Below are 12,301 nucleotides of genomic sequence, written 5' to 3'. Positions count from 1 at the left end.
CCGGGCCGGGCCGCGGCAGACCTGGTGATCGCGAGCGAGTCCAGCCCGGTGGCACCCGTTGTGCGGGCTCTACCGGTAGCCGTCGAGGCCGTCGGCGAGTTCCTTCTCATCGCCGTCGCGCAGTGCGCAGAGGGCCTGCTGGAGGGCGAAGGTGCCGCGGATGGCCGAGATCCGCCCGGCCGTCGCGCGGTCCGCCCAGCCGCCGAGCGCGAGCACCCGGCCCAGCAGTTCCTCGCCGTAACTCGCGCCGATGGCGGCCAGGTCCTCGGCCGGATCGCCGACGCGGACCTCGTCCCAGTCGACGACGCCGCTGGGACGCGGCACACCGCCGGCCGTCTCCCACAGGATGTTCTCGCCGCCGAGGTCGCCGTGGACCACGGCGGTGGTGAGATGGGGCAGGGCGTCGAGGGCGGCGAGTTCGCGCCCGGCCCGCTCCCGGCCGTCGGCGGACATCAGCGGGAACAGTCCGGTGCGCACGTCCGCCGCGAACTCCTGCCACGCGCCCGCGGGAGCCTCCGGCAGCGCGGCCCGCGCCCTCTCGTCCTCCCCCGCGGCGGCGAGCCCGGAGAGCAGCGTGACGCAGCCCCGGGCCACCGCCTCCGCGATCCCGGGGCTGTCCAGCACGCCGTCCGCCAAGGGCGCTCCGGGGATCCGGCTCAGCACCAGGTACGGCGGTTCGTCCGGGTCCTGGGCGCCTCCCGCGAAGAGCGGTCGCGGGGTGCGGCAGCCGAGGTCGATCCCGGCGAGGGCGCGCAACACGGCCGCCCTCTCGGGCAGCCGTCTGGCGGCCGCCTCGGTGCGGGGGAAGCACACCACCCGGTCCGAGCCGATCACCACATGGTGGAACTGCCCCTGGTGGACGGCGAGTTCGTCCGTCGTGTCCCCGGGCAGCAGTCGGGTCAGCAGATCGCGGTGCGTCGCGGTGATTCCCATGGTGGGCGAGGTCTCCCCTTCTCGGACGGCCACCGGCTCGACGAGTCGGCGCGCGCCGCCCCGTCGGGCCGGATCGGGCAGGGCACCATCCTGTCGCGGTCGGGTGTGTCCGTCGTCCTCTTCCGGGCCGGTGGGCGGTGGGACGCGGGCCCGGACCGGCCGCCGGCGCCTGGACGTGGCCGGCCCCCGCCCGGCCCCGCCCACCCCGCTCGCAGCCGCACGCGCCGGGCGGGGCCTCCGGTCAGGGGCGCCGGAGTGGGGGCGAGGAGCCCAGCAGGGTCTCCGACAGGGCGTGCAGGCGCACCGCCACCGAGACGCGGAAGAACGGTTCCGGCTCCCGCCATGCGCCGCCGAGCAGTTGGGTGACCCGGTCCAGGCGCTGCAGCACGGTGTTGGTGTGCACGCCCATCAGCCGAGCGGTACGGGCAGGGCTCGCGTTGCAGTCCACGAACCGGTGGAGGGTGGTGAGCAGGTCGGTCCCCCGTTCGGCGTCCCAGCGCCGGACGGGGCCGATGGTGCGGTCGACGAACTGCCGCACGCTGGTGGGGTCGTGGGCGAACAGGGTGGTGTACGGCAGGTAGGCGTCGGCCGCGACCGCGACCGCCTCGACGCCGAGGGCGGTCAGCACCCGGCCGCAGTCCCGGGCCGTGGTGAAACGGGCGCTCAGTTCGCCGAGGCCCTCCGCGGGGGACGCGGCCACGGTCAGCACCTGGCCGACCCCGGTGGCGGCGCACACGCGGTCGCGGACGGTGGTCGCGGCGCGCTGCGGGTCGCCGTCCGGTACGACGAGCGTGACGACGCCGTCCACCTCACCCGCCAGACCGGACGGCGCGGCCACGGTCCCCGCGGCACGCAGCACCGCGCGGCGCTGTTCGGGGGCCACCATGGTGACGACGACGGTGCGCAGGTCCTCCGGGCGCAGTCTGCGGGCGCGCAGCCGGGCGGGCAGGCTCGCGTGGCGCCGGACGTCGGGGCTGACGAGGTCGCCGAGAAGCTCACCGCGCACATGGTCCTCGGCGTAGCGGACCGCGTCCTGCTTCAGGGTGAGCAGCGCGGTGATCTGTGCGGCGCGCTCGATGGTCCGCTGCTCCACCGCGCCGAGGTCGACGGTGCCGTCCCCGATGAGGAGGCCGCCGAGCATCATCTCCCCGGCGAGTACGGCGACCGCGGTGTGGAACCCCTCGGTCGGCGGGTTCAGCGCAGTGCAGCGTCCGGAGCGCAGGCTGTCCGTGATCGCGTCCCGGACGGCGGGCGGGTCGATCACCGAGGGGGTGCTCCGGTCGTCGGACGAGGCCAGTACGGCGTAGGCGTCGTCGAGGATGACCACCGGCCGCTCCAGCGCCGCTCCCAGGGTCCGGGCGACGTCCGCGGCGCCGCCTCCGCGCAGCACCGCGGCGGTCAGCTCCTCGTGCACCCGGCTGGCGCGTTCCATCGCCTCGACGTGGTCGGCCAGCGCGTCATAGGCGCGCTGGGTCTCGGTGGCCGCGTCGCGGGCCTGGGTGAGCAGACGAGCCGATTGCAGGACGACGGCGACGTTGTCGGCGAAGGCCGACAGCAGCGAGACCTCTTCCGGGGTGAAGGCGTGCTCGGTGCGGTTGGCGGCGAACAGCACGCCCAGGACCCGGCCGCCGGCGATCAGCGGGACGCCCACGAGGGAGACGAGGCCCTCGGCGCGGACGGCGTTGTCGATGCTCTCGGTATGGGGCACGTCGCGCAGCTGTTCGTAGCGCGAGGTCCACTGCGGGGCGCGGGATTCGACGACCTTGCTGGCCAGGCCGATGTGCGGGGGCACCCTCAGCTTCTGGAAGGACGGGGCGACCGCCCCGGCGGTGGACCGGACCCGCAGCTCGCGCGTGGTCTCGTCGAACTCGGACAGGTAGGTGACATCGGTTCCGGCCAGGTCGTGGGCGCGCCGCACCAGCCGGGTGATCAGCAGGTCCACGTCGTGCAGTTCGGCGAGTTCCCGGGCGCTGGAGAACAGCGCGGCCAGTTCCTGTCCGCGCCGGTGCAGCCGGGCCACCGCGCCCTGGAGCTCACGGACCCGGCGGCCCACCTGTGCGGCCGTGGCGGTGTCGAGGTGTTCGGTGAGCAGCAGGTCCGGCACCGCGTCGGGCTCGTCGGGGCGGCCCTTCGCGGCGAGGTCGAGCAGGGCCAGCACAGCGCTCACCGAGACGCCGCCCCGCGGTGCCCGTTCGGACTCCTGGGATGCTCCCACGCCCACCGTCCTGTGTGAATCATCCACTAAAAACTCCGCACCGTGTGCTCATGCTACATGGCCACCGTCACATGGCCGTATCTAGAGTCTGAACCGTGACGGCGGCGTCATCCACAGATCATCTGCTGGTCACACGGGCCATACCGCAGGGCCCGACTTCCCCCCTCGGCCGCAGTGCGACTTCGGCGTCACGACGGACTTCCACCGCAGGACATGATGATCATGACCGATGAACAGCCACTTCAGCTCGTCTGCCGCCGCCGGTACGGCTCGGCCGTGCCCCGGCAGCGCTCCGCGGTGTGCTCCATGGGCGCGGAGGCCCGGGCGGTTCCCGCTCTGCGGGCCTTCACCCGCCATGTGGCGGCACGGTGGGGAGCGCCCGCGGAGACCATCGACGCACTGCGCGTGATCGCCACTGAGCTGGTCACCAACAGCGTGCTGCACAGCGGAAGCCCCGAGGTCAGCCTGCTGCTGACGGTCGACGGCCGCACGGTCGCCGTCGAGGTCAGGGACACCGGCACCTGGCGGGACCACCGCCGTGGCACCGGGGCACCCGACCAGATGGTGGACGGGCGGGGGCTGGGCCTGGTCCAGGCCTACGCCACGACCTGGCGGGTCCGGCGGGACGCGCGGGGCACGGCCGTCCGCGCCGAGCTGCGGATTCCGCTTCCCGCACCGCGAAGGCGTCCGCAGGACCTGCCCGGCCGCCGGTCGCCGGCCGGGTGGCACGGCCTGGCCGGGTCCCCCGGCCCCGGCGGGGCGGAAGGCCCCGGCCTGGCCGCCGGATGAGCCACGGCCGCGGCACCTACGCGGCGTCCACGTCACGTTCCCGGGAGCCCTACGGCTGCCCGCCCGCATCGCCACGCCCGTCTCCCCCTCGGGGCCCGTAACGGAAATCAGGAGGACGCATGGCAGTCAACAGCAGGCTTTCCGGCATGAAGGACCTGTCGATCAGCGAGCGCCGCGCCCGCATCACGCACAGCGCCGCGGTCGAGCCGGAGAGCCTGGAGGTGCTCGATCCCGAGCACGGCCTCACCCTGGAGCAGGCCGACCACATGGTCGAGAACGTCATCGGTGTCCTCGGCGTCCCGCTGGGCGTGGCCACCAATTTCACCGTCAACGGCCGCGACTATCTGATCCCCATGGCCACCGAGGAGCCCTCGGTGGTCGCCGCGGCCAGCAACGCCGCCCGCATCGCCCGCATCGCCGGCGGTTTCACCACCTCCACCACGGAACCGCTGATGCGGGCGCAGGTCCAGGTCCTCGACGTCGCCGATCCGCGCGCCGCCCGGCTGCGGCTGCTCGAAGCGCGTGCGGAGCTGATCGCGCTGGCCGACGCGCAGGACCCCCGGCTCCTGCGCTCCGGCGGCGGTGTCCGGGACGTGGAGGTGCACTTGGTCCCCGCCCCCGGGGCGACCCATGTGGTGCTGCACCTGATCGTGGACGTACGCGACGCGATGGGCGCCAACGCCGTCAACACCATGGCCGAGGCGATCGCCGGGCGGGTCGGGGAGATCGCCCGGGGACGCACCCTGCTGCGGATCCTCAGCAACAAGGCCGACCTGCGGCTGTGCCGGGCGCGTGCGGTGTTCGACGCCGGCGCGCTCGGCGGGCCGGAGGTGGTCGACGACATCGTGCACGCCGCCGCCCTGGCCGAGGCGGACCCGTACCGGGCCGCCACCCACAACAAGGGCATCATGAACGGCGTCACCGCGGTGGTGCTGGCCACCGGCAACGACACCCGCGCCGTCGAAGCCGGTGCCCACTCGCACGCGGTCGGCCGGTACGGTGGGTACACATCCCTGTCGCACTTCGAGAAGGACTCCGACGGCAACCTGGTCGGCGCGCTGGAGCTGCCGATGGCGGTCGGCCTGGTCGGCGGGGCCACCAAGGTCCACCCGGTCGCGCAGGCCGCCGTGGCGCTGCTCGGCGTCACCACGGCCCGCGAGCTGGGCGAGGTCATCACCGCCGTCGGCCTGGCGCAGAACCTCGCCGCGGTCCGGGCGCTGGCGACCGAGGGCATCCAGCGCGGCCACATGTCGCTGCACGCCCGCAACGTCGCCGTCACCGCGGGCGCCACCCCCGAGGAACTGCCGCTCGTGGTCGCCCGGCTGATCGCCGACCGGGCCGTGCGCGCGGACCGCGCCGAAGAAGTCCTCGCCGAGTTGCGCGGCGAGGGCTGACGCCTCGCCTCACCCCCGCATGTACCCGAGCCAAGGGAGACGCTCAGACATGGCACTACACGTTGGTATCGATGTCGGTGGCACCTTCACCGACGCGGTCGCGGTCCTGGACAACCGCGCGGTCCGCGGGAAGGCGTTCTCGACGAAGGACGTCACCACCGGCATCCTGGGCGCGCTGGCCGTGCTGCGGGAGCGCGCGGGCCTGTCCGAGGAGGAGTTCTACCCGGCCGTCGACCGGTTCGTGCTCGGCAACACGATCGTCACCAACGCGGTCGACGAGCAGAAGTACGCCACGGTGGCGCTCCTCACGACGCAGGGGTTCCGCGACACGATGCGGATCGCCCGGTCGGCGCGGACCGACGAGCGTGACCCGCACAGGATGCTGCCACCGCCCGGCATCGTCGAGCGCGGCCGCGTGATCGAGGTCGCCGAACGCGTCGACGCCCATGGCGAGGTCCTGGTGCCGCTGCGGCAGGAGGCCGTCGCCGCCGCGGTGGACGCCGCGCTCGCCACGGGCGCGGAGGCCATCGCCGTGTGTCTGCTGTGGTCCTTCCGCAATCCCGCCCATGAGCAGGCCATCGGCCGGTACCTGCGGGAGAACCACCCCACGGTGCCGTTCACCCTCTCCAGCAGCCTGACTCCGGTCTACCGCGAGTACGAGCGCATGGTCACCACGGCACTCGACGCCGCGGTCAAACCGCTGGTCGCCTCGCACTTCGACCACCTCGCCGAGGAGCTGCGCGCCCGCGGCCTGCGCACCCGGGTGCAGATCATGCAGGTGCACGGCGGGTTCCTGTCGGTCGAGGAGACGAGCAAGGCGCCGATCTCCATGTTCAACTCCGGGCCGGTCGGCGGTGTCACCGGCGCCCGGCTGCTCGGGCAGCAGCTGGGCCGGCGCCGCGTGCTGACCGCCGACATGGGCGGCACCAGCCTGGACGCCGCCGCGATCATGGATGACGAGTTCCGGCTGCTCCCGCGGGCCGAGATCGGTGGTCTGCCGACGAGTCTGACCGTCGTCGACATCGAGACGATCGGCGCCGGCGGCGGCAGCGCCGCCTGGGTGGACGGGCGTGGCCTGCTCCGGGTCGGTCCGCACAGCACGGGCTCCACCCCCGGCCCCGCCTGCTACGGCAAGGGCGGCACCCACCCGGCGGTCACCGACGCCGCCCTCGTGCTCGGCCTGATCAACCCGGATTACTACCTCGGCGGGACCGTCGAGCTGTATCAGGACCTGGCCCGCGAGGCGCTGCGCACCCACGTCGCGGATCCGCTCGGGCTGACCGTGGACGCCGCGGCCGAGGGGGTGTACCGCCTGGCCACCTCCCAGATGGCGAACGCGCTGCGCAAGATCACCGTCAACCGCGGACATGACCCGCGGGAGTTCACCCTGGTCGGTTTCGGCGGCGCCTGCGGCCTGTTCGCCGCGAGCATCGCCGCCGAGATCGGTGTGACCGAGCTCGTCATCCCCCGCAACGCCGCGGTGTTCTCGGCCTACGGGCTGATGCACGCCGATTCCGTCTTCTCCGCCGTGCGGACCAGCCCCTGGACGATGCAGCAGCCGGCCGCCGACCTGGACCGCGAGTTCCAGGCCCTGGAGCGGCGGGCGCGGGAGTGGTTCGAGGCCGAGGGCATCCCCGAGGACCGGCGGGAGCTCCACCGCGAGGCCGACATGAAGTTCGCCGGCCAGATCTTCGAGGTCACCACGCGGCTCAGGAGCGGGACCTTCACCGAGGCGGACAAGGACGAGTTGCGCGCCCGGTTCGTCGCCGACTACGAGAAGGAGTTCGGGACCGGGACGGCCTGGACCGAGACCGACATCCTGCTGGTCAACTCCCGGGTGCGCGCGGTCGGCCGCAGTGACGTCCAGCAGGTCCGGCGGAGCGCGGAAGCCGGCGAGGAGACCCACACACTGCTGCGCCGTACCATCCTCGAACCGGCCACCGGGGCGCGGACCGAGGTGGATGTGCACCGCGGGTTCGCCGCGCTGGCCCGCGCGAAGGGGCCGTGCCTGCTGGAGGAACCCGACACCACCGTCCTCGTGCCCACCGGAGCCACGGTGGAACTGACCGAAGCCGGCCACTTCCTCATCCGGCTCGAGCCCACCGTCTGAACGCCACGGCCTGACCCAGGAGACCCACATGACCGAATCCGCCACCGGCAGGCCCCCCGCCGGGTTCGACCCCGTCACGCTCGAGGTCATCCGCATGCGCCTGGACTCCATCGTCGAGGAGATGGGCATCGCGATGATCCGCTCGTCCGGCTCACCGGTGATCACCGAAGCCGGCGACTTCAACACCGCGCTGTTCGACCCGACCGGACGCATCTACGCCTACTCCGACTACGTCCAGTTCCACATCGGCTCCGGCAGCGTCGCGGTACAGAATCTGGTCAGGGAGATCGCCGGTGAGCCACTCGCCCCCGGTGACGCCTTCATCTGCAACGATCCGCACACCGCCGGCGCGAGCCACCCGCCGGACACGAACGTGATCTCGCCGATCTTCCACGGTGACGAGCTGATCGGATGGGCGCAGTCCCAGGCCCATCTGGTCGACGTCGGCGGCATGACGCCGGGCGGCTTCGCGCCCGGGGCCCACGACTGCTACAGCGAGGCCCTCCGGCTCCCGCCGGGAGTGAAGATCTTCGACAGGGGCGAGCCCGTGGAATGGGTGCGCCGCATCCTGCTCAACAACGTCCGGGTGCCCGCGCTGTTCTGGAACGACGTGCGCTCCCTGGTGGCCAGCAACAACACCGGGATCCAGCGGCTCATTGCCACGATCGAGGAATTCGGGCTCGAGGACTTCCGCGAGTACACCCGGCTCAGCTTCGAGCTGGCGGAGCAGGTGGTCCGTGACCGCGTCGCGAAGATCCCCGACGGCATCTACCGGGCCGAGGAGTGGACCGAGCACAACGGCCACGTCGACGAGCTGTACCGCGTCGCCTGCACCATGACCAAGAGGGGCGGCCAGATCACGTTCGACTTCACCGGATCCAGCGAGCAGACCGACGGCTTCGTCAACTGCAGCTACGGTGCCCTCGTCGGAAGCGTCGCCACGGCGGTCGTGCCCATCCTCGCCTGGGACGTGCCGTTCAACGAGGGCGTCATGACCGCGTTCGAGGTCATCGCCGAGCCGGGCTCCATCGTCAATCCCACGCCCCCGGCCCCGATCAGCAACGGACACCTGACCACCGGCGCCCGCGTCAGCCGGCTGGTCACCAAGCTGATGAACGACGCCTGCCGGGGCAGCGCGGACCAGACCGTCCGCGGCCGCACCCAGGGTGTCTGGGCCGACTCCTGGACCGGCGGCATCTCGGCCGGCACCTCGGACGACGGCGAGTACTTCGTGCTGTTCAACATGGACGGCGGGGGCATGGGGGCGGGAGCCCAGCCGGACGCCGACGGTCTGGACTGCGCCGGGATGATGACGCAGGTCAACAACATGCTCCCGGACGTCGAGATGAACGAGATGCTCTATCCCGTGCTCTACCTGTGGAAGCGGCTGAACACCGCCAGCGCCGGGCACGGGGCCCACCGCGGCGGCCTGGGACTGGAGTTCGCCTGGACCCTGCACGGCGCGCCCCGCGCCATGCAGACCGTGTTCGCCCCCAGTGCCCAGGTGGTCGCCGACGGATACGGCGGTGGGCTTCCGGGCGGGGGCAGCGGACACGAGATCTGGCGCCGGACCGACGTGGCCGGTCTGCTCGCGGCGGGCACGGTACCCACCGACGACAGCCTCGCGTGCGAGGCGCGGGACCTGCTGGCCATCAACCAGTCCTCGGTGGATGTCCTGGCCGGCGACGTCTTCGTGCAGTGGATCGCCGGTGGCGGCGGCTACGGGGACCCCCTCCTGCGTGACCCGCGGCTGGTCGCCCAGGACGTCCGGGACGGGTACATCGGCGACCGCACGGCATCCGCCGTCTACGGGGTGGTGCTCGCCGACGGTGCCGTGGACGCCGCCGCGACGGCGCGCACCCGCCAGGCGATACGCGCCGCCCGGATCGGCGGGGAGCCGGACGCGCCGGTCGCCGCCGACGCCGGCGCCGGCGCGTCCGCGCCCCGGCGCGCCGCGGACGGCTGGTACTGCCCGGCCAGCGGTGCCCTGATCAGCACCAAGGACGACTGGCGGCAGGACGCCATCGTCACCACGCGGGTGGCTGCCGACCGGCTGGGCGAGTACGGCGTCCGGGTGCGCCCCCGGGAGGGCGGGCAGCGGGTGCTCCTGGACGAGTTCTACAGTCCGCGTTGCGGCACACTGCTCGACGCCCGCATCCGGGTCGAAGCCGCCACGGCCGGCTGACACCACACCGCTACTCGCAGAAGGAGGTGTTGTCGCGTGACGGAGTTCACCGGTGGATTCGACCTCGGTGCCGTCCTGCCGGGCGGTCCCGCGCCCGGGGCGCTGCGCGGCGTCGTGGTTCTGGACATCACACGGGTGGTCGCCGGCCCGTTCTGCTCGATGATGCTCGCGGATCTCGGGGCGACGGTCATCAAGATCGAGCATCCGAAGGACCCGGACTACGCACGGGCGTTCCCCCCGCTGCTGACGTCGTCCGAGGGCGAGACGTTCAGCGCGTTCTTCGCCCAGTACAACCGGAACAAGCTCGGCATGACCCTGGACCTGTCCCGGCCCGAGGGCAAGGACCTGCTGCGTACGCTCGCCGGCCGTGCGGACGTCCTGGTCGAGAACTTCCGCGGCGGAACCATGGACAAGCTGGGCGTCGGCTACCGCGAGCTGCGGAAGGTCAATCCGCGTCTGGTCTACACCGCGATCTCCGGCTACGGTCAGACCGGCCCGTACCGGCGCAGGCCCGCGTACGACAACAGCGCGCAGGCCACGGGCGGCCTGTGGTCGATGAACGGCTTCCCCGACCGCCCGCCGGTCCGGGTCGGCACCATCATCGGCGACCTGTCGGCCACGCTCTACGCCGTGATCGGCACGCTGGCCGCGCTGCGGCACGCCGAGCACACCGGTGAGGGGCAGCTGGTGGACATCTCGCAGCAGGATTCGGTGCTCAGCCTGACCGAGAACGCGGTCGTCTCGCACACCGTCGAGGGCAAGGTGCCGGCCCCCCTCGGCAACGAGCACCCGTTCGTCAAGCCCTATGAGCTCTACCCGTGCAAGGACGGCTTCGTCTTCTTCGGCGGCTACACCGACAAGTTCTGGCAGTTGACCTGCGAGATGTTCGGCGAACCCGAGCTGGCGGCCGACCCGGAGATCGACACGATGGCCAAGCGGTTCACACCGGAGGTCTACGAGCGCCGGGTGCGGCCGCTGCTGCACCGGTGGTTCGCCGACCGGGCCAAGCTCGAACTCGAGGAACTCGCCGGCGACCTGGTGCCACTGAGCGCGATCAAGGACATCGGGGAGGTCGTCGCGGACCCCCAGATCCAGGCCCGGGACATGGTCGTCGAGGTGGAGTACCCGGACTTCGGGCCACTGCGCATGGTCGGCTCGCCGGTCAAACTCGACGCCACCCCGGCCCGGCCCCGGGGGCTCGCCCCCCTGGTCGGCGAGCACACCGACCAGGTGCTGCGCGCCTTCGCGGACCTCTCCGAGGAACGCATCCGCGCGCTGCGCGCGGCGGAGGTGATCTGAGATGAGCGGCATCACCCTCGACCGTGACGGGCCGGTCGCGCTCATCCGGTTCGACCGGCCGGAGAAGCTGAACGCGCTGACCCTGGCGATGTACGAGGAACTGGGGGCGGCCTTCGACGAGGTCCGCGACGACGCGTCGATCGCCGTCGCGGTCCTCACGGGCGCGGGCCACCGTGCCTTCTGCGTCGGCGCCGATCTCACCGAATCGATCCCCGCGCTCGCCGAGGGGCGGTTCGACATCTCCCGGTGGGACGGCGCCCATCAGAAGCACACCGCCTTGTTCAAGCCGGTCATCGCGGCGGTCAACGGGCTCTGCCTCGGCGGCGGATTCGAGATCATGCTCTCCACGGACCTGCGGATCGCCGCCGACACCGCCGAGTTCCAGCTCCCCGAGAGCGGCGTCGGGGTGGTCCCGGCCGGCGGCACCCTGACGCGGCTGGCCCGGCAGATCCCCTACGTCTGGGCCATGGAGCTGATGCTGCTCGGCGACCGGATCAGCGCGGCCACCGCGCTGCGGTACGGCCTGCTCAACGCCGTGGTGCCGGCCGACCGGCTGCTCGAGACGGCGATGGACCGGGCGCACCGGCTCACCGCCCGCAGCGGCACCGCCCTGGAGACGATCAAGGAGTCGGTGCTGCGTCTCGGGGACCTCCCGCAGGACCAGGCGTTCCACTCCGAGGCGCTGTACGGACAGCGGGCGTTCACCGCCCCGGACGCGCGGGAAGGGCTGGCCGCGTTCGCCGAGCGCCGGCCGCCCCGCTTCCCCTCCCGCCGGAACGCCGGCCGGCCTCCGGCGTGACCGGTCCGCCCCGGAACGCCGGCCGGTCCGCGGTCGCGCGAGCCACCCGGAACGCCGCCCGCGGCGTTCCGGGTGGCCGCCCTCACGCGCCTCTCCCACCGCCCTCACGCGCCCTTCCCACCGTCCGAGGGGGACCCCCATGACATCCGAGAACACCAGCCCCGCCGGAGCACTGCCCCGCGTCGCCCGCCGGCCGGGCCTGCCCGAAGAGGTCCGCGTCTACGAGGTCGGGCCCCGCGACGGCCTCCAGGCCGAAGCCGTCCGCGTCCCCACCGCCGTCAAGGCCGAGTTCGTCCGGCGGCTCGTCGGCGCGGGACTGACCACCGTCGAGGTGACCAGCTTCGTCTCCCCCCGGTGGATCCCCCAGCTCGACGACGCCCACGAGGTACTCACCGCCGTGGGGCCGCTCGACGGCGTCCGCCTCCCGGTGCTCGTTCCCAACGACCGGGGTCTGGAGCGGGCGCTGGCCGCCGGTGCCCGGGAGATCGCCGTCTTCGCCAGCGCGACGGAGTCCTTCGCCCGGAACAACCTGGGCCGGGACGTGGCGGGGGTGCTGGCGATGTCCGAACCCGTCGTG

At 72.8% G+C, this 12,301-nt stretch carries 9 protein-coding genes; 7 read left to right on the top strand and 2 right to left on the bottom strand.

Annotated elements, in window-relative coordinates:
- Nucleotides 1-69: 69 nt before the first annotated feature.
- Both vph and AXW62_RS20930 read right to left on the bottom strand, forming a co-directional pair.
- A complete protein-coding gene (vph, locus tag AXW62_RS20935; RefSeq protein ID WP_289306014.1) occupies nucleotides 70-966 on the bottom strand; it encodes a viomycin phosphotransferase in 897 nt (298 codons plus the stop codon).
- A 208-nt stretch (nucleotides 967-1,174) separates the two neighbouring features.
- The gene (locus AXW62_RS20930; protein WP_060945887.1) at nucleotides 1,175-3,148 is read right to left on the bottom strand and encodes a helix-turn-helix domain-containing protein; all 1,974 of its coding nucleotides are present in this window, start codon (nucleotides 3,146-3,148) and stop codon (nucleotides 1,175-1,177) included.
- A gap of 222 nt (nucleotides 3,149-3,370) precedes the next feature.
- On the opposite strand from AXW62_RS20930, the gene AXW62_RS20925 reads away from it, so the two are divergent.
- From AXW62_RS20925 to AXW62_RS20895, 7 genes are all read left to right on the top strand, one after another.
- Nucleotides 3,371-3,937: an ATP-binding protein gene (locus AXW62_RS20925; RefSeq protein WP_252368671.1), complete on the top strand. Its 567-nt coding sequence runs from the start codon at nucleotides 3,371-3,373 to the stop codon at nucleotides 3,935-3,937.
- Nucleotides 3,938-4,056: 119 nt separating this feature from the next.
- Entirely contained in the window at nucleotides 4,057-5,331 is a 1,275-nt protein-coding gene (locus AXW62_RS20920; protein WP_060945885.1) for a hydroxymethylglutaryl-CoA reductase, degradative, read from the top strand.
- A gap of 49 nt (nucleotides 5,332-5,380) precedes the next feature.
- The gene (locus tag AXW62_RS20915) at nucleotides 5,381-7,441 is read left to right on the top strand and encodes a hydantoinase/oxoprolinase family protein (protein WP_060945884.1); all 2,061 of its coding nucleotides are present in this window, start codon (nucleotides 5,381-5,383) and stop codon (nucleotides 7,439-7,441) included.
- A 28-nt stretch (nucleotides 7,442-7,469) separates the two neighbouring features.
- Nucleotides 7,470-9,626, top strand: a complete 2,157-nt coding sequence (locus tag AXW62_RS20910) for a hydantoinase B/oxoprolinase family protein (RefSeq protein WP_060945883.1) — start codon at nucleotides 7,470-7,472, stop codon at nucleotides 9,624-9,626.
- A gap of 36 nt (nucleotides 9,627-9,662) precedes the next feature.
- The gene (locus AXW62_RS20905) at nucleotides 9,663-10,925 is read left to right on the top strand and encodes a CaiB/BaiF CoA transferase family protein (RefSeq protein WP_211282483.1); all 1,263 of its coding nucleotides are present in this window, start codon (nucleotides 9,663-9,665) and stop codon (nucleotides 10,923-10,925) included.
- Between the two features lies 1 nt (nucleotide 10,926).
- The gene (locus AXW62_RS20900; protein ID WP_060945882.1) at nucleotides 10,927-11,724 is read left to right on the top strand and encodes an enoyl-CoA hydratase/isomerase family protein; all 798 of its coding nucleotides are present in this window, start codon (nucleotides 10,927-10,929) and stop codon (nucleotides 11,722-11,724) included.
- A gap of 139 nt (nucleotides 11,725-11,863) precedes the next feature.
- A partial coding sequence (locus tag AXW62_RS20895) for a hydroxymethylglutaryl-CoA lyase-like TIM-barrel protein (RefSeq protein ID WP_502688779.1) occupies nucleotides 11,864-12,301 on the top strand: 438 nt, incomplete at its 3' end.

Source organism: Streptomyces hygroscopicus subsp. hygroscopicus (assembly GCF_001553455.1).
Classification (GTDB): Bacteria; Actinomycetota; Actinomycetes; order Streptomycetales; family Streptomycetaceae; genus Streptomyces; species Streptomyces hygroscopicus.
The sequence above is the reverse complement of the archived record's forward strand: the minus strand, read 5'-3'. Positions and strand labels throughout refer to the sequence as shown.

Excerpts from the sequence above, each read along its gene's own strand:
- AXW62_RS20920 (WP_060945885.1), top strand. The coding sequence starts at position 4,057 with ATGGCAGTCAACAGCAGGCTTTCCGGCATGAAGGACCTGTCGATCAGC.
- AXW62_RS20910 (WP_060945883.1), top strand. The coding sequence starts at position 7,470 with ATGACCGAATCCGCCACCGGCAGGCCCCCCGCCGGGTTCGACCCCGTC.
- AXW62_RS20925 (WP_252368671.1), top strand. The coding sequence starts at position 3,371 with ATGACCGATGAACAGCCACTTCAGCTCGTCTGCCGCCGCCGGTACGGC.
- AXW62_RS20900 (WP_060945882.1), top strand. The coding sequence starts at position 10,927 with ATGAGCGGCATCACCCTCGACCGTGACGGGCCGGTCGCGCTCATCCGG.
- AXW62_RS20915 (WP_060945884.1), top strand. The coding sequence starts at position 5,381 with ATGGCACTACACGTTGGTATCGATGTCGGTGGCACCTTCACCGACGCG.